Source organism: Nonomuraea basaltis (assembly GCF_005893125.1).
GTDB lineage: Bacteria > Actinomycetota > Actinomycetes > Streptosporangiales > Streptosporangiaceae > Nonomuraea > Nonomuraea basaltis.
In genome coordinates, this window is record NZ_VCJS01000011.1 from 97,667 (window position 1) to 118,118 (window position 20,452).

A 20,452-nucleotide genomic window follows, 5' to 3' on the forward strand; every position below is an offset into this window, starting at 1 on the left:
CGGGCTGCACGGGAGTCTGTGGCGTTAACCTGCAAGGTATTTGCTGCCCCTTTAGACCCACCCGAGGGGGAACACGGTGGCAAGACACGATCGAGAAGAATCTCTCGAGGAACAGCTGGCCTGGCTGGATGCGATCAAGGAGACGGACGAGGCTCCCGTCTCCGTCAGCGCCTCGACTGCTTCTGCCGACGAGCCCGTCTCCTCGCCGTACCCCAAGGACCCGTGGCTGCTCGTCCCGACGCAGCATGACACGCCGACGCCGCCGCTGTTCCGGGCGGCCGTCGACTCCGTGTACGGCGCCGAGGCGGCCGAGGACCTCCCCGAGGAGGAGAGCGAGGCCGGGGAGTGGCTCGGCAAGGCAGGCGCCAAGGAGGAGCCCAAGAGCCCGCCGCCGAGCCCGAGCGCGGACGACCCGTTCCACGCCCCGCTCAAGCCGCTGCCGCGCCCGGACGACACCGATACCTACGCGCTGTCGTTCACGCCGCCGCCGGTCGAGGCCGGCAAGCCGGAGCAGACCGCGGACGAGCCCCAGGACGCCCCGTGGCCGCCGCCGCCCGACTGGTCGCGGCCGGCCGAGCCGCCCGTAGAGGAGCCGCAGACCGTACAGGTGCGCAAGCCCTTCGAGGAGCACGCCCCCGCCGAGGAGCGCGCCCCGGATAAGGACGCCCACGAGGCATGGGAGGACACCCTCCCCAGGAACGAGCCGCTGAAGTGGGCGGAGTCCGCCGAGCGCCCTCAGCGGAGCGAGCCGGAGCCACTTCCCAAGGACGAGCCTCCCCAGCGGCCCGAGCCGGTCCAGCAGCGGCCCGAGCCGGTCGAGCGGCGGCCCGAGCCGGTCGAGCGGCGGCCGGAGCCGCCGCAGCAGCAGGAGCGTCCCCAGTGGACGGAGCAGCAGGAATGGCGGCCCGCGGAGCGCGAGATCCCGGCGCCGCCTCCCCAGCCGCGCCGCCGTCCGGCCCCCATTCCGGTGTTCACCGCCCCACCCAGGCCGCCGGCCACCGGCCGGCCGACCGCCGACAGCCTTGACCCGGAGTCCCTGCTACGCGGAAGGCGTAACGCCCCCTCCAAGGGCTGGCGCCGCCTGATCTACAAGGCGTCGGGCGGTTGGATCAAGCCCGGCGAGCCGCCGGAGGTACGCCGCCGCCGCGAGCTCGTGGCCAGGGCTCGCACCCCGGTGACCACCGGACATCACCGGGTGGCCGTGCTGAGCCTGAAGGGCGGCGTGGGCAAGACCACGACCACGGTCGGCCTCGGCGCCACCCTGGCCCAGATGCGCGGCGACCGCGTCATCGCCGTGGACGCCAACCCCGACCGGGGCACGCTCTCCGACAAGCTGGTCCTGGAGACCTCCGCCACCGTGCGCGACCTGCTCAACGAGCGCGACCAGGTCAAGCGCTACGTCGACATCAGGGCGTTCACCTCGCAGGCGCCCTCGCGGCTTGAGGTGCTCGCCTCCGACCGCGACCCGTCGGTGTCGGAGGCGTTCAGCGGCGCCGACTATCAGGACGTCTCCCAGGTGCTGGAGAACTTCTACTCCATCTGCATCACCGACTGCGGCACCGGGCTGCTCCACTCCGCCATGGGCGGCGTGCTCGGGCTCGCCGACCAGATCGTCCTGGTCAGCTCCGCGTCGGTGGACGGCGCCCGGGCGGCCTCCGCCACGCTCGACTGGCTGGAGGCGCACCACTACGGCGACCTGGTGAAGAACGCGACCGTGGTGTTGTGCAGCGTCCGGCCGCGGTCGAAGTCGGCGGTCGACATCAAGAAGCTGGAGGCCCACTTCGCCGCCAGGTGCCGCGCCGTGATCCGGGTGCCGTACGACCCGCATCTGGAGGAGGGCGCGGAGATCGACCTGGACCGGCTGCAGGAGGTCACCAGGGACGCCTACCTCCAGCTCGCCGCCTGCGTGGGCGACGGGTTCGCGGGAGTCCGCGAGTGAGCGGAGGGTGTGGGATTCGAACCCACGAGGCCATCGCTGACCTGGCCGCTTTCAAGGCGGCTGCACTCGTCCACTATGCGAACCCTCCTGTGCGCAAACCACGATAGCGGCTGTGGTGACAGGGGTGTACGTTCAGGAGGTGGCGGATCTCAACGTCGAGGTGGAGCGCGGTCACTCGGCCACGCTCGTGCGCGTCGACGGCGATCTCGACAAGCTGACCGCGCCGCTGCTCAGGGACGTCCTGGTGAAGCTGCTCGCCGAGGGCCGCGTGGAGATCGTCGTGGACGCGTCGCCGCTCGACTTCTGCGACTCGAGCGGCCTGTGGGTTCTGGTGGAGCACCAGCGCCGGGTGGCCGCGCAGGCCGGCTCGTTACGCCTGGTCGGAGTGCACGGCGTGCTGCAGCGCGTGCTCGAGGTGACGGCTCTCAAGGCCGCCTTCGACAGCGTGGCCGTCGCGGAGCTGTGAGTGGGCGCAACCCCCGCCCGCCGAGCTGGGACAGCGCGCCATGGCCGATCACCAAGCTGAGACGGCGCGCTATCGCCGATCGCTGAGCCGGGACAGCAGCCACTTCGGGCCTGCGGTCTCCGCGCCCAGCTCGCCGACCCGCTCCCGCAGCGCCCGGTCGGCGGTGACGACGACCACCCGCTCCCAAGGCCTGGCCGCGCGCACCACCTCGACGATCGCGTCGTCCCCGCTGCCGGTGGCCGCGACCACCTGGATCCCCGGCACCTCGGACACGCCTCTGGCCGCGCCCTCCACGACCGCCACCACCTTCGGGTACCACTGCGCCAGCACCGGATGCTCCAGCCTGAGCACCGCCACGTCCTCCAGCAGCCGGGTCGCCGCCCCCGCCCGGTCGTGCCACCAGCCGTGCTCCGCCCGCGCGCCGACGATGTTGGCCACGTCGAGCACGATGGTCTCCGGCCTGAGCATGCCCTGGACCTCGCCCCACGTCGCCGCGAAGCCGGGATGCAACCTCCGATCGGCGATCTCGGGCAGGGCCAGCCAGCGCAGCTCTGTGCTCTCGCGGTTGGCGGGCGCCGCGGCCAGCCGCTCGGCGGACTCGGCGATCACCGTCTCGAACGCCCACCCGCCGTGGTCGTCGAGGTAGACGCCCTGCACGCGCAGCCCATCGGCACCGAGCGCCGCCTCCTCGCGGGCCTCGCGCAACGCGCTGGTGACGGCGTCCTCATGGCTGTCACGCGCTCCGCCCGGCAGCCCCCACGTGCCGCCATGGTGGCTCCACCAGACGCGCTTCTGCATGAGAACGTGCGGCACGCCGAGCTCGTCGTGGTGTACGAGGAGCAGCCCCGAAGCCCCGTGCAGTCCCCAATGCCTGTGGCCCAGGGAGCACTCAGCCCACCCGTCGCCGTCCTTAGCCGCCATGGGCCGATTCTCTCAGCCTTCGCCCTTGGCGAAATGCTGGTAGTTCCTCCTGGGGCGATCTCATCTGCCCAATGTAGAGGGTTTCCGCGTCAACCTGCGTAAATGCGTTGGTCGATGTTGATCGTGGTGGGGCGATTGGGTCGTCTGACGGCCCAGAGACGGCCCGAAGCCTTGCTGTCATTTGGGCGGGCCGCTCCGATGGGAACGCGTTCTCGCTGGTGTCATACCCGGGGGAAATGGCGCTCATTATGCCGTGGGTGCCACTTAGCAACCCGTCGTCCGATTGCCATAGGTGTCGCGCGGCCACGGGGGCTCGGCGATGGCCGAAGTACGTGAAGTCGCCAGCGAGCTCCTGTCGGCGATGACCCCCCTGCTCCCGGGCGAGGGCATGCCGTACGGATCGCCCTGGCCGTACTGGGTCTGCGCGTCGTAGTGGCTCTGCGGGTCGTACTGGGTATGCGGGTTGTACTGGGGCTGCCGGTCGTACTGGGGCTGCCGGTCGTGCGGATTCTGGAGGCCGTGTCTCGGCCGGCCGGGTCCCTGGCCCTGCCCATGGCGGGGGCCCTGCGGTCCGTACCCTGGCGGCGGAGTCGCCTGACCGGCTGGCTGGCCGTACCCCGGCTGGCCGTGTTCCTGTGCCTGCGGGCCCCACGGTTCTTGCGGGTGAGGCTGTGGAGGGTATCCCATGGCCCCAGTGTGTGGTGGCCCATCGCTGTCTGCCCCGAATAGCCCGCCAAGGTATAGGTATGAACCGGACGGATGCGCTCGCACGTACTAGAGCAAGGCTCTCGTCCTAGGAACGATGCCGGTCTCCTGAGGAGTCATGCGGGGACAAGGATGGGGGCGTGACCGTTTGCGCAGGTCCTACCCGCCACCCTTGGAGAAATGCTGGTAGTCCTTCGCTCCGGACCAGTAGCCGCCCCACTCCCAGCCGACCTGCGAGAAGGCCTTCACCACCTTGTCGCCAGGATTGATCACACCCTTACCCTTCATGGGGCGCTTGGTGAACTTTTTGGCGTTTTCGTGTGCCGTGCTGCCACTTGCGGTGACATACGGGTTCTCACGGGGATTGATGTCTATCGCCTCCCCGTACGCGTGGTTGGACCAACTGCTGGATCCCGTCGCCCGCCGGCAGTTGAAGGCAGAGGTGTTGTTGGCCTCGATCGAGTCGAAGTCGTCCGCCTTGTACGCGTCCACCAGCTTCATCTGCTTGACCGGCCAGCGCCACGCGTACAGCTTCTTGAAGACCGTCACCATGTCGTCGGTGACCGTCTTGCGCACGACCAGCTCGCCGGTGTGCGGCTTGCCGTCGAACCCCCAGTACGACAGCGTGATCAGCCGCAGGTCCTGGTAGTGGACCGGGCAGCCCGGCCGCCACGAGTACGGCAGGCGGTCGCGGGCGACCTTCGAGACCTTGGCGCTGAACGCGGGCGGGGCCGTCGGGCTCGGCGCGGCGGTCGGCGAGCCGGGCTTGTTGTAGACAGGAGCGGATGTCGTGGGCTCAGGAGCGGGCGCCGCGACCTGCTCCGCCGCGCCGCACGAAACGGACGCGAGCACCACGAATGTTATGGCGGCAGCACGTTTCATCTAGCCACCATATGCGACGTCTCGCCAGCTCAGGGGACTATCAGCACCGTGCGCCGAGCCCGTTTCGCCAGGGTGGCCGCCACCGAGCCGCACCAGGAGTGTTCAGGTCCTCGCGCAGCGCCTCGACGAGCGGGGCGAGCAGGGTCGCCAGCTCCGCGGACGTCGTCTGGGGCGCGGCCGGCACGGGCTCGGGCTCCGGCTCGACCTTGTGCGGCCGGACGGCCACCAGGCCCCGAGCCACCAGCTCCTCACGGATGGCCAGGGCGAAGCACACCATGCCGGCGAGCCCCACGACGGCCACGCCGAGGCCGGTGAAGAACTCGGTCATGGTGGGGTTCGTCCAGTCGGCGTTCTCGGGCTGGGTGCCGAGAGCGAAGGGGGCGATCATCAGCCACAGCCCGGCCAGCGCGGCCAGGGCCGCCGCGACGGCGCCTGCGAACTTGCGAATCATTGCGAGACTCCTCCGGTTACGAGGTCTTTCCGTGGTGGTGCGGCCTGCGCGATCAGGGCGCGCGAGGCGGGCCGCAGCACCGTCTGCGCGACCGACCTGGCGCGCTCGCGCTCGGAGCGGTCATCCGGCGGCGCCATTCTGGCGACCGCAGTGAGCAGCGCGGACCGCTCGCCGTTGGACCGCTCGATGCGCTGCGCCACAAGCTCCAGCAGCAGTCCGGCCAGCACCAGGTCGTCCTTGCCGAGCGGCTTGGGCACGGGCGCAGCCGCCGTGGCGCCGCGCAGCGGCAGCTCCCTGAGGAAGATCGTGGCCACGAACCCGATCAGCGCGATGGGCACGCCCACCATGAACACGGTCTCCAGCCCCCGCGTGAACGACTCCAGCACGATGTGCTTGATCGGCTCGGGAAGCTGCTGGATCGCGGCGGGGCTGCCGAGCTTGACCTCCGAACCGCCGGGCAGCGTGATGTTCGCGGCCCTGAGCATCCCGGCCATCTCGTCCTTGAGCCGGTTCGTCAGGATCGCGCCGAATGCGGCCACGCCGACGGCGCCGCCCAGCGAGCGGAAGAAGGAGACCCCCGCCGTGGTGGAGGCCATGTCGCGTGGCTCGGAGCCGTTCTGGGCGGCCAGGATCAGCATCTGCATGGACAGGCCGAGGCCGATGCCGAGCACGGCCACGTCGAAGCCGATCAGCCACTCGCTGGAGTCCACGTGCAGCCGCGACAGCAGGAACAGCCCGACGGCCACGATCAGCAGCCCCGCGACCGGGAAGATCTTCCACTTGCCGGTCTTGGTGACGATCCGGCCCGAGACCACGCCGGCCAGGAACAGCGCCACCACCATGGGCAGCGTCATCAGGCCCGACTTGGTGGGGCTGAGCCCCTTGACGATCTGCAGGTACTGCGGCAGGTAGATCATCGCGCCGAACATCGCCATGCCGACGAACAACGAGGCCAGGCTGGTCAGCACGAACGTGCGGTTGCGGAACAGCCGCGGCGGCAGGATCGGGTTGCGCGCGGTCCGCTCCGCCAGCACCGAGAGGGCCAGCATGAGCAGGCTGGTCGCGGCCAGGAAGTAGGTCCACACCGAGCTCCACGCGAACTGGTTGCCGCCGAGCGTCAGCAGCAGCATGAGCGCGCTCGCGCTGGCCGTGATCGTCGTCGCGCCCCAGATGTCGATCGAGGTGCTCCGCCTGACCTTCGGCAGCCGCAGCACCTTCTGGATCACGATGGACGCCACCAGCGCGAACGGCACCACGACGTAGAAGCACCAGCGCCACCCGAGCCAGTCGGCGTCCACGATGAACCCGCCGAGCAGCGGCCCCGCGACCGTGGAGATCCCGAAGACGGCGCCCATGTAGCCGGAGTACCGGCCGCGCTCGCGGGGCGAGACGATGTCCCCCAGGATCACCTGCGCCAGCGCCGACAATCCGCCCACACCCAGGCCCTGTACGGCCCGCGCCGCGATGAGCTGCCCCATGTCCTGCGACAGTCCGGCCACCAGCGAGGCCGCGACGAACAGCCCCAGGGCGGTCTGGAAGAGCAGCTTGCGCCCGAAGAGGTCGGACAGCTTGCCCCACAACGGCGTGGACACCGTCATCGTCAACATGGTGGCACTCGCCACCCATGAGTACTGGTCCTGACCGCCGAGCTCCCCCACGATCGTCGGCAGAGCCGTGCCCACCACCGAGGTCGAGATCATCGACGTGAGCATCGCGAGCATCAGCCCGGACATGACCTCGAGGATTTCGCGGTGGGAGTAGCTCCGCGTCGCGGGGGAGGCGGTCTGCGCCTGGGCTACCAAGACTCCACACCCCCTTCGTATAGCTTTGTCCGACTTGAGTATACGCATGTTTACTTGCCGCTCGGCAAGCTGGGGTGCCTTGAGTAGAGTTCGGGGCATGAACGCCCAGGTGACCGAGGGCAGGCCGCGGGGCCGGGAGGCCACGCGCGAGCGGATCTTGCAGGCGGCGCGCACGCTGTTCGGCGAGCACGGCTACGAGCAGGTGACCGTCCGTATGATCGCCGCTGCGGCGGAGGCCAACATCGCGCTGGTGGGCCGCTATTTCGGCTCCAAGGCCGGGCTGTTCGGCGCGGTGCTGGAGGGCGAGCCGTCCATCAGCACCCTCTTCGAAGGCGACCGGGAGGGGTTGCCGAGGCGGCTGGCGGAGTACGCCGCCGAGCGCATGCAGCACCCGCCGGAGACCCCGATCCTGCGCGCGCTCGAGCGCTCCGCCCGCCATCCCGAGGTCCAGGAGGTGGCCCGCGAGCGCCTGATCGCCGCCGTGCTCCAGCCGCTGGAGGCCCAGCTCGGCGGCGGCCCGGACGCGCGCGCCAGGGCCCGCATGGCCGCGTCGGTCTTCCTGGGCATCGGCGCCATGCGCCGCCGCGTCGGTCCCGAGACGCCGACCGCGGCCGACGTCGACCGGCTGACCGCGGTCTTCGAGGCGTGCCTGGCGGAGTGAAACTTTCACCCGCCGGGACCGCTCTGGCCTGGGGGAATGAGGCTGCCAGCGATCGGATGTCTTGGAGTAGGCGGTAGCGGCTCCCTAGCATCCGGTGTGCCGGTGGGAGCGCTCCCACAGAACCGACGGAGTGATTGCATGTCTCGCAGAAGGCCCATGTTGGCGGTGCTCCTGACGGCGGCCGCCATGGCCGCGGCAGGGGCGGTCGTCCTCTCCTCGTCCACCGCCCAGGCAGCCGACTCCGCTTTCTACGTGGATCCCCAGACCAACGCCGCCAAGTGGGTGGCCGCGAATCCGAACGACAGCCGTGCCTCCGTGATCAGGGACCGGATCGCCGCCGTGCCGCAGGGCCGGTGGTTCGCGACGTACAACCCCTCGACCGTGCGGAGCCAGGTCGACGCGTACGTCGGCGCCGCCGCCGCGGCCGGCAAGATCCCGATCACGGTCGTGTACGCCATGCCGAACCGCGACTGCGGCGGCGCCAGCGCCGGCGGCGCGCCCGACCACCAGGCCTACCGCGCCTGGATCGACCAGATCGCGGCCGGGCTCGGTGGCCGTCCCGCGACGATCATCCTGGAGCCCGACGCCCTGGCGATCATGTCCAACTGCATGAACTCCGCCGAGCAGGCCGAGGTCAAGGCCTCCATGGCGTACGCGGGCAAGCGGTTCAAGGCGACGTCGTCGCAGGTCAAGGTGTACTTCGACATCGGGCACGACGCCTGGCTGTCCGCCTCGGAGGCCGCCTCCAGGCTGACCGGCGCGGAGGTGGCGAGCAGCGCCGACGGCATCGCGGTCAACACCTCCAACTACCGGTCGACGCCAGGGCTGGTGTCGTACGCGAAGAGCGTGATCGCGGCGACCGGCGCGTCCGGGCTGAAGGCCGTCATCGACACCAGCCGCAACGGCAACGGCCCGGCCGGCAGCGAGTGGTGCGACCCGCCCGGCCGCGCGACCGGCACCTGGAGCACCACGAACACCGGCGACCCGGCCATCGACGCCTTCCTGTGGGTCAAGCTTCCGGGCGAGGCGGACGGATGCATCGCGGGGGCCGGGCAGTTCGTGCCGCAGCGGGCGTACGACCTGGCCATCGCCGCCCCGCCGCCCACCGTCACCCCGACGGTCACCCCCACCGTGACGCCGACCGTGACGCCGACCGTGACGCCGACCACTGGCCCGGCAGGCTGCACGGCGACCTACAAGGTGACCGGCCAGTGGTCGGACGGCTTCCAGGGTGAGGTCACCGTGAAGAACACCGGCTCGGCCGCCATCGCCGGCTGGAAGGTCGGCTGGACGTTCCCGAACGGCCAGACGATCTCCCAGCTCTGGAACGGCACCCTCGCCGGCAGCGGCACCGTCACGGTCACCAACCTGAACTGGAACGGCGCCCTGGCCCCCGGCGCCACCACCACGTTCGGCTTCCTCGGCAGCTCGAACGGCCAGAACGGCACCCCGTCCCCGGTCACCTGCACCGCCTCCTGACCGTCGCCATCGGCCCCCGCCGGGGGCCGATGGCGAAATAACCGCGCCTTCGCGGCTGTTGCCAAGAGCCAGGTCACCAATGCCCGCTCTGCGAAAGGCGCGTACCCATGGCTCTGCCGCTGTCCATCCTTGATCTGGCGCACATCGGCGAGGGCGAGACGGCGAGCGACAGCTTCACCGCCAGCGTGGCCCTGGCGCAGCGCGCGGAAGAGCTCGGATACGAGCGGATCTGGTACGCAGAGCACCACAACATGGACAGCATCGCGTCCTCGGCGACCAGTGTGCTCATCGCCCACGTGGCCGCCCACACGCGGACGATCCGCCTCGGAGCCGGCGGCGTCATGCTCCCGAACCACGCCCCGCTGACGATCGCCGAGCAGTTCGGCACGCTCGAAACCCTGCATCCCGGGCGGATCGACCTCGGGCTCGGCCGTGCGCCCGGCAGCGACCAGCAGACCATGCGGGCCCTGCGCCGCAGCCCGGCCGTCGCGGACGCGTTCCCGCAGGACGTCCTGGAGCTGCAGGGCTACCTGGCGGGCGAGTCGCGGATCCCGGGAGTGGACGCGACCCCCGGCAAGGGAACCAACGTGCCGCTGTACATCCTCGGCTCCTCCCTGTTCGGCGCCCAGCTCGCCGCCGCGCTCGGGCTGCCGTACGCGTTCGCCTCGCACTTCGCCCCGGCCGCTCTGGAGGAGGCCGTGGCGCTCTACCGGCGCGAGTTCAAGCCGTCCGCGCAGCTGGAGCAGCCGTACGTGATGGCCGCGCTCAACGTGATCGCGGCGGACACCACCGAGGAGGCGCAGGAGCAGTTCCTGTCGGCCAAGCGGTTCAGGGTGAGCCGGTTCCTCGGGCGGGGGCGCACGTTCACGCCCGAGGAGGCCGACATGATCCTCGAGTCGCCGGCCGGGCAGCAGCTCCTGCAGATGGCCAAGTACTCCGCCGTCGGGGACCCGGACGAGGTGAAGGCGTACGTCGACCGGTTCGCCGAGCACGCCCGGGCCGACGAGCTCATCGTCGTGTTCTCCGCGCCCGACAGGAAGGCGTGGTTGCGCTCGGCGGAGCTGCTGGCCCGGGCGTACGGGCTCTAGTCCGCCACGAGGCGCGCCCGTTGACCGTCGCGCTCGCGCTGCCGCCGGACCACGTACGTGCCCGGCGCGCAGCCTGAGCCTCCGTGTTCGGGATGCAGCAGGTAGACGACGGCCGACGCCTCGAACATGCCGATCGCCAGCCCGTCGGCGTCCGTCACGGCGGTCGTCCACCGGCAGGTGCCCGGCTCGGCGACGAGCGTGTGCGGGTTGCCCCCGGCGGCGCCGCGCAGCAGCTCGATCCCCTCAGCGGGTACGGGAATCCAATCGGATCTTGGCTTGACGGACGAGGCGACGACGGAGTGCGGGATGACGATGAGGTCGCCCTGGGCCTGGAGCCCGTCGACGACGGGGATGGTCACCGACTGCTCGAGGTGGTCGAGGACGGTGAGTCCGGTCTGCTGGGAAAGGGAAGCGAGTGTCACGTTCATGGGAATCACCTCAGGTTCTGCGCAGGAGTAGGGAGTACTGCTCGCCGGACAGCCCGTAGGTCCAGCCGGCGGCGGCGATCGGATCGTCGAAGTAGCCCGGCACGGTCAGCCCGTACCGGCGGCGGTGCCCGTCGCGTTCAAGCGACCCGTTGACCGCGAGGAGCACCCCGGTCTCCCTGCGCATGTCGTAGAGCTGCAGCTCGAAGCCCGGATTGCCGGGGTCGGGAGCGACGGACACCAGCCGTAGCTCGGCCTGCTCGATGTAGGAGGCCCAGCCGATGCGCTCGATCGCGCACCGCCTGACCTCGACGTTGCCCTCGTTCGCGATCCGCCGGACGTCCGGGTCCTCGATCACCCAGGCGGGCACCTGGGTACCGTGCCAGGAGTGCAGGTTCCACCCGTCCGCGTACCCGATCGCCGGCCCGTCCGCGTGGTGCAGCCGCACCCGCCCGTCGTCGGCCGCTGTCTCGGTGTGGACGAAGGTGGGCCGCTCGGAGACCACGCACACGTCCTGCCGCGGCCACCACCAGCCGCACGACCTGGCCACGGTCTCCCACAGGCCGAGCCGGCGGCGCTGCTCGGCGGTGAACTCCACCCCGGCGAGCCGGCGCAGGGCGTCGTAGTGGGCCACCCAGGACGGGGCCTGCCTGCTGTACCAGCGGCTGACCTGGTAGAACGGCACATCGTGCGCCGCCTGGAGCGGCGGGAGGAGCGAGCTGCTGACGGACTGGGAGACCGGAAAGCGGATCTCCTGGCGGATCAGCCGTTCGAGTGGCTCCCGGCGCCCTTCGACCCGGCGGTCGAGCCCGTAGCACAGCTCCACGATCAGGGCGGAGAAGCGGGCCGGCAGCGGCCAGCCGGGCAGGCGCGCGACACTCTCGCGGGCAGGAACTCCGGGCGGCTCGGTCACCAGGGCCGCGAGCGGCGACAGGACCCAGTGGAAGCGCGGCGGGGCGAGCCCGATCAGGTCGTACAGCTCGGAGATGGCGGCCTCAGCGGCCGGACGGTCGGCGGGCAGCGTCGACAACGCCCAGCCCAGCCATTGTTCGCGGATTTTGGCAGCTTCCCGCTGCACGAGGACGCTCACCAGATGAGGGTGGCGTCGTCCTTTCTCACGATCATGTACGAAATAGTGACAGATCGGCGCGGCGCGTGTCTACCACGTGTCGTCATTTCGCCGGCCGACCGTGTAGGGGCCGGTGGTCTCCGACGAAGGTGCCGGTGAGAGGCCCGCCGCGACGAGCTGGGACCGCAGGGCGATCACGGTCCGCTCCAGGGCCCGGATCTGCGCCTGGAGCCGGCGGATCTGGTCGCGCATCGCGGTCGAGGTGCTCTGCTCGTTGGCCAGGTCGGTGCTGAGCTGCGCGGACTGGTTGTGCACCCGGGCCATCTGCGTCTCCATCAGGCTCAGCGCGTCCTCGTAGATCGTCTTCGCCCGGAGGAACGCCTCGGCGTCCACTTTGGAACGTTCTAGCTCGGCCTGCCGCTCGGCCTGCATCAGCGCGGTCTGCTGCGTCTTCTTGTTGGCGTCGGTGGCCGACCTGAAGGCGAGGTACGCCACGCCGAGCGGGACGGTGCCCACGGCGAGCTGGATGAGGAGGTCACTCAGCGCGGACATCGCGGCCTCCTCCCACCACTGGCCGGATCACGCCGGTGTAGGTGATGCCCTCGTCGCTGTGCCAGGCGTTGACGGTCAGCGCGATGGGGAACTCGCTGCCGTCGCGCCGCAGCCCCACCAGCGGGATGATCCGCCCAGCCAGCTCCGAATGGCCGGTGTCGCGCACCCGGGCCAGCCCGGCGGCATGCTGCTCGCGGAACCGGGCCGGCATCAGCACGGTCAGCGGCCGCCCGACGGCCTCGTCCGTGCTCCAGCCGAATAACGCCGCCGCCTGCGGGTTCCACGACATGATGACCCCGGAGGCGTCGGCGACGACGATGGCCGCCGACCCGGTGCCCGGGAGCCGGTCCACGCTGACGGCCTCCGGCCAGGTGGCGATCAACGCGATCCAGCCGCCGAACGCCAGCCAGACGGCGCCGCCGACCCAGCCGCGCGGGTTGTCGCCGGTGAAGGTCGAGACCAGGTAGACCAGGCCGTACAGCAGGAGCAGTGCCGAGGCGGCGGCGAAGGCGACCCGATCGGAGCGCATGAACGTCTGCACCAGGCACAGGCCGCCGATGAGACACCAGGCGGAGGCCCAGACGGCCAGCGGGGCGACGGAGGCCAGCATGGCGTAGCCAGGGGTGGTGCGCTGGTCGGGGGGCGCGAACGCCAGGGAGGCGGCGATGGCCAGGCTGAGCAGCCCGACGAATGCGAGAGAGGCGCCGCGCCGCCCAATGCGGCGCATCACCCGTGCGGCGGCGTCGTTACCCACAGTGGCAAGATTAATGCACATAGTTAGCTTTGGCTGGGCTAATCCTTGGCTACCCGTGTGGATGGAGGGCCTCAGGGTGCGCGCCAGGCGTCGGCGGCGCCTTCGGCTCACATGGAACGCCGAATGACGGGCACGAACCCGCCCCGCGCCCGCCTGCTCTCGGCCGCTGTCGCCCAGTCATACGTCATGCATTGCGCGTCGACCACGAGCACAACCGCCCCACCAGCACGGTCTACGGCGCTCAGCCACGCGAAACGCTCATCGGCCTCATCCCGATGAGTGATCCCCTCCACCATGAGCCGGAACCGCCCCGGTCCTTCGATCATCGAAAAGGTCACACCGGGAACGAACTCCCAACCGGCACAGGTCGACGGCCTACCCGAAACGAGCCGGAATCTGGGAAGCTGCACGATGGGTTCGGCCGAGTGGAGAACCAGCGTCGGTATGGCGCCGCCGAAATAACGGGCATCCTCACGGGGGACACAGGATGGCACGCGACGAGTATGCCATCGGTGACCATGCGATTACGGTGAGGAAGAACTTTCCCAGGGGCTCCGGCAGGATTCCGGCGCCGACCACATCCCGGCCACGGCACCGCGGGCGTGGCAGGAGAACACTCCGTTCCCGACCACCGCCGTGATCGGCCTGGACGACGCCACCGAAGAGTTCACGATGCTGTACGCGGACGCCCGCGGCGTGCACCGGGTCTACCGGATGACGTTCACCGACGGCGAGTGGCGGATATGGCGCGCCGCCCCCGGCTTCCACCAGCGCTTCACCGGCACGCTGAGCTCGGACGGCGACACCGTGGAGGCGCGCTGGGAGATGTCGAGGGACGGCGTGACCTGGAACGTCGATTTCGAGCTCACGTACCGTCGCGTACGGAACGCCTGACTCCGCGATCGCCGCCGCCGCCGAGACGCTTGCCGGGCCACTCGCCGGCCCCAAGACGGAGGCGCCCACCTGATGACCAAGCGCTGGGCACCCGGCGCGACGATCGCCTTGGCGCACTCACGGGGAGGCGGCGGCCATGGCCCGCGGGCTCCAGGGGTAATCGACGGCCGCCACGCTTCAACTGTGCCGACAGCGCCTTGGAGCACGGCGACATGAGATCGGCAGCTTGCCGCGCTGGAACAACTGATCCGTGAGCGCCCTGTCATTGCACCTTCCGGTTCAGTGTCATATGGTGAACCACATGGTTCAGCATATGACCCTCGATCGAGTGTTCTCAGCGCTCGCAGACGCGACACGGCGGCAGATCCTGGTCCGCCTGGGCAATGGGCCGGCATCGATCGGCGAACTGGCCGAACCGTTCGGCATGTCGTTGACCGGCATGAAGAAACACGTACTCGTTCTCGAGAACGCCGGCCTGGTCACCACCGAGAAGATCGGCCGGACGCGGCAATGCCGCCTGGGAACCGAACGATTGGACGATGCCATGTCCTGGATCGTCTTCTACCAACGACTCTGGGAACGCCGACTCGACGGCCTCGATGCCTACTTCACCCTCAAGAAAGGAACTGAACAGTGACCGAACGAACCGAGACCACCCAGTTGCGGATGACACGCCTGCTTCCCGCCACCCCCGAGGAGGTCTTCGACGCCTACACCGACGCGGAGAAGCAGAAGATCTGGTTCAGCATCCTCGACGAGAAGCCCGGCATCGTCGAGATCGAGGTCGACCTGCGCATCGGCGGTCAGCAGACTGCCGTCTGGGGACCGGATCGCGACACCCTGTTTCGGGAGACGCAGACCTTCGTGGCCATCGACCGTCCGCATCGCCTGGTCACCGAGTCCACCGGCAGCAGCCCGGACGGGATGACCATGACGACGACGATCGAGATCACCTTCGAAGAACACGACAAGGGAACGCTCGTCACCGTAGTGCAGAGTGGGTTCCCGACCGTCGAGGTGCGCGACTTCTTCGTCCAGGACGTCTGGGTCGGTGCGCTCGATCGCATCGAGGCCTACCTCCTCCGCCGATAGCGGCGATCGGCACCACACGACGGAGATGGACATGACCACATCACACGACGTCAACGATCGCGCCCGGGACAGACAAGCGCGACGCCGTTATCGCCGGACCATCATTGTCACCGCGACCGTGACCGCTGCGCTGGCCATCAACCTCGTCATCCATGCACTCGGACGGGCTGCCGGAGGCACTTTCCGGTTTACTGCTTCCGGACAGGTCGCCGAGGTCGACGCTCTTACCGTCGCCGGGTTCACCGTCCTGCCCTTGCTCTTGGGAATGACCGCGGCAGCGGTGCTCTCCCGTCGCTGGCGCTGGGTCGTTCCCGCGGCGCTGGTCATCGGTCCGCTGCTCGCACTCGGGACCATTGTCGTCATGACGGTTCCTGCTGATTTCGACGCCACCAGCAAGCTCACATTGGCGCTGTGCCACGTCGCACTCGTGCCCATCACGATCGTGGGCCTCCTGACGATACGCAGGCTCAGTCATCAACCAAGCGATGCCGGCGCGCTCAGCGTGCGCGAAGGAAGCCAGTCCCCTCGCAGCCAGGGCGACAACTGAGGGAGGACCCCCATGGTGGAAACGTTCACACCATATGGCTGAGGAAAACCGTCAGGGCACAAGGCTACCACCTGCCTGAGCACTCCGACGATCTACTGTCGCCAGATCCGCCCGCATCATGCAGGAAGGTGCCACAGCTATGGACGGCATCTTTGGAGGTGAGCTGGAGGGTTGCTGATGGGGTTAGCCAACCGTAGTTATCATGTGGCATAGTGTCACTGCACGCCCGGCGCCCAGGCGACGTCGGGCACCCTCCTCGGTCAGGCCGTGCGCGTCTGGCCGGTCAGCGTCCGGAGGGACGTGTTCAACGGGCCGGTGGCCTCGCTGCCGGTACCAGGGCACGAAGACGATTGGTGGATGCCGGGCACCTCGTTGTGTCCTGATCCTGTGCAACGCTCAGGATCGCTAAGCCAATCAGAGACGCTTAGTCATTCACGCCCCGTTCCCGTGATCGGTGACGGGGCGTTTTGGCTGGTGGAGTGCGGGATTGGGACCGCAGTCGATGTGTTCGGCATCTTGGGCGACGACCTCCTTGGTATCGCTACACCTTTCCCAGTGGCTCAGGCGGTGCACGCTGGGTGTTGAGCCGAACTATTCCCGAATCTCCCGGACGAACTGGTGGTGCGCGGCTGAGCCCATCACTCTCCTAACCGGGTTGGTCAGGAGTTGGATGGCTGCTCGGAGTGAAGGCGAGAGTCGGGGCCGAGAACTGCTGCAAATTTGTGAAGACACGGGATTTCGTGCCGGTGGCTGCCGCCGAACCGGCGTGTACGACAGGAGGCCGGCTTCCGTCGTAGGGTGAATCTCGCACGTGATGGACAGGGGGCTGAGGTGGCCGAGGCGACGCTGACCGAGACGATGGTGGCCGAGGTGATGGCCGAGCTGGCCGAGCTTGAGGACCCGAAGACGCGCGAGGTGAACGAGAAACACGGTGACGATCACGGTGTGAACCTCAGCAAGCTGCGCGCGCTCGCGAAGCGGCTGAAGACGCAGCAGGAACTCGCGTGCCAGCTCTGGGAGACGGATGACACCGCGGCGAGACTGCTGTCGATCCTGATCTGCCGCCCGAAGGCGTTCGAGCGTGACGAGTTGGACGTCATGGTGCGCGAGGCGCGCACACCCAAGGTGCACGACTGGCTCCTGAGCTACGTGGTGAAGAAGAACCCGCACTCCGAAGAGCTGCGCCTGGCCTGGTCCGCCGATCCGGATCCAGTGGTGACGAGTGCCGGCTGGGCGCTGACCACCGAATGCGTGACGAAGAAGCCCGAGGGCCTCGACCTCGCAGGACTGCTCGACGTCATCGAGGCGGAGATGAAAGTCGCCCCGGATCGCCTGCAGTGGGCGATGAATCACTGCCTGGCTCAGATCGGGATCGAGCACGCCGAGCATCGCGCCCGTGCAATCGACATCGGTGAGCGCCTGGAGGTGCTCAAGGACTACCCGACCTCCCCGGGCTGCACGTCTCCGTTCGCGCCCATCTGGATCACCGAGATGGTGCGCCGGCAGCACGATAAGTAGGAAGGTTCGCGCTCACGGGCGTGGGCCAGCTGCTGACCGGCAACTTCGAGTAGGCCGTGGCCGGACGCGAGGAGAAGCGCCCGCCGCAGTTCCGCGACTGACGGCGTACGACAACCTGGCGGCCCACCCATGCATCGGCGATGCTGTGACGCGTGGAGTACGTGTCCAGAGTGCCACGACCGCCGCTGGCCGGGCTGATCGACGACCTTTACTACCTGGAGGGTACGCCGCCGTACGCCCGGCTGACGCTGCCGCCGATGCCGTCGGCGTTGCTCATCGTCAACCTCGGGGCGCCGTTCCGCATCCGCGCCGGCACCGACATCGAGACGGCCGAGTACGCCGACGGCTGCGTGGTCACCACACCCACCCGCGCCTTCGAGTTCGGCTACCCACCGGGGACCCGGTCCGTCGGCGTGCACTTCAAGCCGTGGGGGCTGGCGCCGTTCCTGCCGATGCCCGCGGCCGAGCTGTGTGACCGGTCGGTGACGGTAGAGCAGATCTGGGGCCGGCCCGCCATCGCTGAGCTGCGAGACCGGCTGGCCACGGCGGACGGACCGCACGAGATGCTGACGCTGCTCGAGGAGGAGCTAATGCGACGGCTGTGCGAGACCGCCGGCCTGGGGCTGGTCCGCCACACGAGCAGCGTCATCGCGGCGACCAGCGGGGCGGTGGCGATCGGAGACCTGAGCGTGGCAGCCGGTGTCAGCAGCACTCATCTGGCACAGCGGTTCAAGGAGCTCATCGGCGTCACGCCGAAGCGGCTGGCCCGCACCTACCGCTTCGCCGCCACCGTGTTCGCGATCAACCCCGCCGGACCGATCGACTGGGGCGACCTCGCCGGTGGCGCAGGCTACTTCGACCAGGCCCACTTCGGCCACGAGTTCCGGGCGTTCACCGGGCTCACGCCGACCCGGTACGTCGAAGTCCGGCGGCGGTTCCTGCGCGAACATCCCGGCCACGCGCTGGACGGCTGGCCGCTGCCGGCCGATTGATTTCTTACAAGAGCGACAGCTCACGACACGCTAATTTGGGGGCACCCCAAAGCAGAGGAGAGCCCCGTGGGCAAGGTGGTCATGTACAGCTCGGTGTCGGTGGACGGCTTCGTCGCGGACGAGAATGACCAGCCCGGACCGCTGTTCGACTGGTTGTCCAGCGGTGACGTCCCGTTGGACGAGAGCGGCGAGCTGAAGGTGTCGCAGACGTCCTACGACTACACCCGGCCGTACTGGGACCAGATCGGAGTGACGGTCGTCGGCCGCCACGTCTTCGACATGACGGACGGCTGGGGCGGCAAGCCACCGGGCGGGATCGACCACGTGGTCGTCGTGTCGCACCGGCCGATGCCCGAGGGCTGGGACCCCGAGGCGCCGTTCCACTTCGTCGACGGCGTCGAGGCCGCCATGGCCAAGGCACAGGAGCTTGCGGGCGACCGCACGGTCGAGGTCGCCGCCGGCGACGTCGGCGGCCAGGTGCTGGCCGCAGGGCTCGTCGACGAGGTCGCCATGGACGTCGCGCCCGTGGTGTTCGGGTCCGGCAAGCGCTACTTCGGGTCGGTCGACGCACAGCACCTGCTGGAGGATCCTGACGTGGTGATCCAGGGCAACCGGGTGCTCCACCTGCGCTATCGGGTGCGCCGATGACCGATCTGAGCGGGTACGCGAAGAAGCTCGCACTGTCGGCGGGCTGACGATCGCGACCAAACTTCCGATCCCGGCACCGATAGCGGTCCCGAACACGCCGATCCATTGAGGGGTCACAAGCTCCGGAAGCTGGCCATCTATGCCTGGCGCGATGATCGTTAACGCCTCGCCGCCGAGAATCCCGCGCGGCACGACGAGGTCATGCTGAGATTGGCATGTCTGCGGGGCGAGCATGGGCCAAAGGCCCTGGCCCTGGTAACCAGTACCGTAGCGTCAAGCGAGAGGTGCGGCTCGTGCACGGGGCGCGTGGCCAAGTAGGACCGACTGGCCGACCATCTGGCTCGCGACGCACGATACCTGGGGTCGGATGGCATCCCGCTCGCCCGAAACCGTCGGGCCACCTCCGGCGTCGGCACCCCTGGGGCGAGCAACTCCGCGACCGGGTGTTAGCAAGATCTCGACCTTGTCCTGACAAACACAAAGGCCCGCTCCAGGATGTCCCTGGTGGCGGGCCTTTCGAGTGAGCGCGGCCGACAGGAGTCGAACCCGTAACCTTCTGATCCGTAGTCAGATGCTCTATCCATTGAGCTACGGCCGCTCGGTGCGTAAGCAAGCATAGCGGGTTCTGGCGAGTACCTCGAACCAGATACCGCAATCATGCGCCCGTCGGCTCGATCTTGCAGGGATCAGAGAGTGTACATCGAAGGGTGTATCCACAGGCGGGTCCCGCGCAGGAGGGAAGCGGGGACGGGGGGTGGTGGGATGGGGAACATGAATCGGGTGTCGTTGTGGGCCGGGTTGGCCTTCGCGATGGGCGTGGTGCTGATCGCGGGCAGGGCCTTCCTCGAACGCGATGTGCCTGTATGGGTGCTCGGCGTGCCGTTGTTGTTCACCTGCGCCGGAGTTCTGGTGCGGACGCGGGCGCCGTTGGTCTCCCTGGGGCTGGGGATCGTCGGGATCACACTGGACGGGTTCGTGGGGCCGTCGCTGGGGACCGTTCTCGTGTTCACCGACAACCTGTATGCCGCTGCGCTTTACGGGCCGGCTCGATTGGCTCGGGTGCTGCTCGGAGTCACCGCTGTGCTGGCGGTCGCGGGCGGGGCGGTGGCGGGGTTCATCGCGGAGGATTGGCGGGTGCTGGCCGTGATGGGGGTGCAGGCGGCGTTGGTGTTGGTTACGCCGGTTACGACTGCTCTCGTTTTACGGGAGCAGCGGGATCGGGCGGCGGTTGAGCGGGTCCGGGCCGAGCAGGTGGCCCATCTGGCGGAGCTCGATCGGCAGGCGGCCATCGCGGCCGAGCGTACGCGGATGGCTCGCGAGCTGCACGACATGATCGCCAATCACTTCAGCGCGATCGCCATCCAGTCCACGGCTGCGCTCTCTCGTAAGGATCTCGATCCGGCGACGGTCCGGAAGGTGATGGAGTCCGTACGGGAGAACAGCGTGAAAGGGTTGGCCGAGATGCGGTCCATGATCGGACTGTTGCGGCAGGAAGGGGATGACTCCGAGGCCACTCGGCCTCGCTTGGCCGATGCGGAGACCCTGGTGGAGAGGGTGGGGCGGGCCG

The 20,452-nt window shown here is 69.0% G+C and carries 22 protein-coding genes and 2 tRNA genes; 13 read left to right on the top strand and 11 right to left on the bottom strand.

The genetic code is table 11. The annotated features are described in order from the left end of the window. The first annotated feature begins 76 nt into the window (after positions 1-76). Positions 77-1,939, top strand: coding sequence for a MinD/ParA family ATP-binding protein (locus EJK15_RS07760; RefSeq protein WP_138709688.1), 1,863 nt, complete (start codon positions 77-79; stop codon positions 1,937-1,939). 1 nt (position 1,940) lies between these two features. Here EJK15_RS07760 and EJK15_RS07765 read toward each other — a convergent pair. After that, positions 1,941-2,027: transfer RNA gene (locus EJK15_RS07765), tRNA-Ser, on the bottom strand. A 24-nt stretch (positions 2,028-2,051) separates the two neighbouring features. Between EJK15_RS07765 and EJK15_RS07770 the strand changes: the two genes are divergently transcribed. Then, positions 2,052-2,405, top strand: a complete 354-nt coding sequence (locus EJK15_RS07770; protein WP_171074164.1) for an STAS domain-containing protein — start codon at positions 2,052-2,054, stop codon at positions 2,403-2,405. A 69-nt stretch (positions 2,406-2,474) separates the two neighbouring features. Here the strand turns inward: EJK15_RS07770 and EJK15_RS07775 are convergent, their stop codons facing one another. From EJK15_RS07775 to EJK15_RS07795, 5 genes are all read right to left on the bottom strand, one after another. Continuing rightward, positions 2,475-3,326: an NUDIX hydrolase gene (locus tag EJK15_RS07775; protein WP_138709690.1), complete on the bottom strand. Its 852-nt coding sequence runs from the start codon at positions 3,324-3,326 to the stop codon at positions 2,475-2,477. Between the two features lie 264 nt (positions 3,327-3,590). Then, positions 3,591-4,013 carry a hypothetical protein gene (locus EJK15_RS07780; protein WP_138709691.1) on the bottom strand — a complete coding sequence of 141 codons (423 nt, stop codon included), beginning with the start codon at positions 4,011-4,013 and terminating at the stop codon, positions 3,591-3,593. A 177-nt stretch (positions 4,014-4,190) separates the two neighbouring features. Then, positions 4,191-4,913, bottom strand: a complete 723-nt coding sequence (locus EJK15_RS07785; protein WP_171074165.1) for a M15 family metallopeptidase — start codon at positions 4,911-4,913, stop codon at positions 4,191-4,193. A gap of 40 nt (positions 4,914-4,953) precedes the next feature. Beyond that, positions 4,954-5,364, bottom strand: a complete 411-nt coding sequence (locus EJK15_RS07790; protein WP_138709692.1) for a hypothetical protein — start codon at positions 5,362-5,364, stop codon at positions 4,954-4,956. Continuing rightward, positions 5,361-7,166, bottom strand: a complete 1,806-nt coding sequence (locus tag EJK15_RS07795) for an MDR family MFS transporter (RefSeq protein ID WP_138709693.1) — start codon at positions 7,164-7,166, stop codon at positions 5,361-5,363. Before EJK15_RS07795 ends, EJK15_RS07790 begins: the two co-directional genes overlap by 4 nt. Positions 7,167-7,263: 97 nt before the next feature. Here EJK15_RS07795 and EJK15_RS07800 point away from each other — a divergent pair, with 97 nt between their 5' ends. The 3 genes from EJK15_RS07800 to EJK15_RS07810 all read left to right on the top strand — a co-directional run bounded on the left by EJK15_RS07800 (position 7,264) and on the right by EJK15_RS07810 (position 10,394). Then, the gene (locus EJK15_RS07800) at positions 7,264-7,827 is read left to right on the top strand and encodes a TetR/AcrR family transcriptional regulator (protein WP_138709694.1); all 564 of its coding nucleotides are present in this window, start codon (positions 7,264-7,266) and stop codon (positions 7,825-7,827) included. A gap of 156 nt (positions 7,828-7,983) precedes the next feature. Then, a complete protein-coding gene (locus EJK15_RS07805) occupies positions 7,984-9,306 on the top strand; it encodes a glycoside hydrolase family 6 protein (protein WP_138709695.1) in 1,323 nt (440 codons plus the stop codon). A gap of 107 nt (positions 9,307-9,413) precedes the next feature. Beyond that, a complete protein-coding gene (locus EJK15_RS07810; RefSeq protein ID WP_138709696.1) occupies positions 9,414-10,394 on the top strand; it encodes an LLM class flavin-dependent oxidoreductase in 981 nt (326 codons plus the stop codon). On the opposite strand, the gene EJK15_RS07815 is transcribed toward EJK15_RS07810, so the two are convergent. The 4 genes from EJK15_RS07815 to EJK15_RS07830 all read right to left on the bottom strand — a co-directional run bounded on the left by EJK15_RS07815 (position 10,391) and on the right by EJK15_RS07830 (position 13,194). Next, positions 10,391-10,822, bottom strand: coding sequence for a hypothetical protein (locus tag EJK15_RS07815; protein ID WP_138709697.1), 432 nt, complete (start codon positions 10,820-10,822; stop codon positions 10,391-10,393). The genes EJK15_RS07810 and EJK15_RS07815 overlap by 4 nt on opposite strands. A 10-nt stretch (positions 10,823-10,832) precedes the next feature. Next, entirely contained in the window at positions 10,833-11,909 is a 1,077-nt protein-coding gene (locus tag EJK15_RS07820) for a DUF6745 domain-containing protein (RefSeq protein WP_206060705.1), read from the bottom strand. Positions 11,910-11,978: 69 nt separating this feature from the next. Then, positions 11,979-12,440 carry a hypothetical protein gene (locus EJK15_RS07825; protein WP_138709699.1) on the bottom strand — a complete coding sequence of 154 codons (462 nt, stop codon included), beginning with the start codon at positions 12,438-12,440 and terminating at the stop codon, positions 11,979-11,981. Next, on the bottom strand, positions 12,424-13,194 hold the full coding sequence (locus EJK15_RS07830) for a PAS domain S-box protein (protein WP_171074167.1): 771 nt from the start codon (positions 13,192-13,194) through the stop codon (positions 12,424-12,426). The genes EJK15_RS07825 and EJK15_RS07830 overlap by 17 nt, the downstream gene beginning before the upstream one ends. A 636-nt stretch (positions 13,195-13,830) precedes the next feature. On the opposite strand from EJK15_RS07830, the gene EJK15_RS07835 reads away from it, so the two are divergent. The 7 genes from EJK15_RS07835 (at position 13,831) to EJK15_RS07865 (ending at position 18,885) form a co-directional block, all read left to right on the top strand. Next, positions 13,831-14,088, top strand: coding sequence for a hypothetical protein (locus tag EJK15_RS07835; protein ID WP_138709701.1), 258 nt, complete (start codon positions 13,831-13,833; stop codon positions 14,086-14,088). 313 nt (positions 14,089-14,401) lie between these two features. Beyond that, a complete protein-coding gene (locus EJK15_RS07840) occupies positions 14,402-14,725 on the top strand; it encodes an ArsR/SmtB family transcription factor (RefSeq protein ID WP_240776821.1) in 324 nt (107 codons plus the stop codon). Next, positions 14,722-15,180, top strand: coding sequence for an SRPBCC family protein (locus tag EJK15_RS07845; protein WP_206060706.1), 459 nt, complete (start codon positions 14,722-14,724; stop codon positions 15,178-15,180). The genes EJK15_RS07840 and EJK15_RS07845 overlap by 4 nt, the downstream gene beginning before the upstream one ends. Positions 15,181-15,211: 31 nt before the next feature. Next, positions 15,212-15,727, top strand: coding sequence for a DUF6069 family protein (locus tag EJK15_RS07850; RefSeq protein WP_206060707.1), 516 nt, complete (start codon positions 15,212-15,214; stop codon positions 15,725-15,727). Positions 15,728-16,600: 873 nt separating this feature from the next. Continuing rightward, a complete protein-coding gene (locus EJK15_RS07855) occupies positions 16,601-17,245 on the top strand; it encodes a DNA alkylation repair protein (RefSeq protein ID WP_206060713.1) in 645 nt (214 codons plus the stop codon). Positions 17,246-17,397: 152 nt separating this feature from the next. Continuing rightward, positions 17,398-18,237, top strand: coding sequence for a helix-turn-helix domain-containing protein (locus tag EJK15_RS07860; protein WP_206060708.1), 840 nt, complete (start codon positions 17,398-17,400; stop codon positions 18,235-18,237). Between the two features lie 66 nt (positions 18,238-18,303). Next, complete coding sequence (locus EJK15_RS07865; protein ID WP_138709704.1) at positions 18,304-18,885, top strand: dihydrofolate reductase family protein; 582 nt, start codon at positions 18,304-18,306, stop codon at positions 18,883-18,885. A gap of 525 nt (positions 18,886-19,410) precedes the next feature. On the opposite strand, the gene EJK15_RS07870 is transcribed toward EJK15_RS07865, so the two are convergent. Continuing rightward, positions 19,411-19,483, bottom strand: a tRNA-Arg gene (locus EJK15_RS07870). 212 nt (positions 19,484-19,695) lie between these two features. On the opposite strand from EJK15_RS07870, the gene EJK15_RS07875 reads away from it, so the two are divergent. Then, positions 19,696-20,452, top strand: a 757-nt coding sequence (locus EJK15_RS07875; RefSeq protein ID WP_240776822.1) for a sensor histidine kinase, incomplete at its 3' end; no start/stop codon positions are given.

Coding starts and splice junctions, on each gene's coding strand:
- EJK15_RS07775 (WP_138709690.1), bottom strand. CDS start 3,326: ATGGCGGCTAAGGACGGCGACGGGTGGGCTGAGTGCTCCCTGGGCCAC.
- EJK15_RS07780 (WP_138709691.1), bottom strand. CDS start 4,013: ATGGGATACCCTCCACAGCCTCACCCGCAAGAACCGTGGGGCCCGCAG.
- EJK15_RS07785 (WP_171074165.1), bottom strand. CDS start 4,913: ATGAAACGTGCTGCCGCCATAACATTCGTGGTGCTCGCGTCCGTTTCG.
- EJK15_RS07790 (WP_138709692.1), bottom strand. CDS start 5,364: ATGATTCGCAAGTTCGCAGGCGCCGTCGCGGCGGCCCTGGCCGCGCTG.
- EJK15_RS07800 (WP_138709694.1), top strand. CDS start 7,264: ATGAACGCCCAGGTGACCGAGGGCAGGCCGCGGGGCCGGGAGGCCACG.
- EJK15_RS07805 (WP_138709695.1), top strand. CDS start 7,984: ATGTTGGCGGTGCTCCTGACGGCGGCCGCCATGGCCGCGGCAGGGGCG.
- EJK15_RS07810 (WP_138709696.1), top strand. CDS start 9,414: ATGGCTCTGCCGCTGTCCATCCTTGATCTGGCGCACATCGGCGAGGGC.
- EJK15_RS07815 (WP_138709697.1), bottom strand. CDS start 10,822: ATGAACGTGACACTCGCTTCCCTTTCCCAGCAGACCGGACTCACCGTC.
- EJK15_RS07825 (WP_138709699.1), bottom strand. CDS start 12,440: ATGTCCGCGCTGAGTGACCTCCTCATCCAGCTCGCCGTGGGCACCGTC.
- EJK15_RS07840 (WP_240776821.1), top strand. CDS start 14,402: ATGACCCTCGATCGAGTGTTCTCAGCGCTCGCAGACGCGACACGGCGG.
- EJK15_RS07850 (WP_206060707.1), top strand. CDS start 15,212: ATGACCACATCACACGACGTCAACGATCGCGCCCGGGACAGACAAGCG.
- EJK15_RS07855 (WP_206060713.1), top strand. CDS start 16,601: ATGGCCGAGCTGGCCGAGCTTGAGGACCCGAAGACGCGCGAGGTGAAC.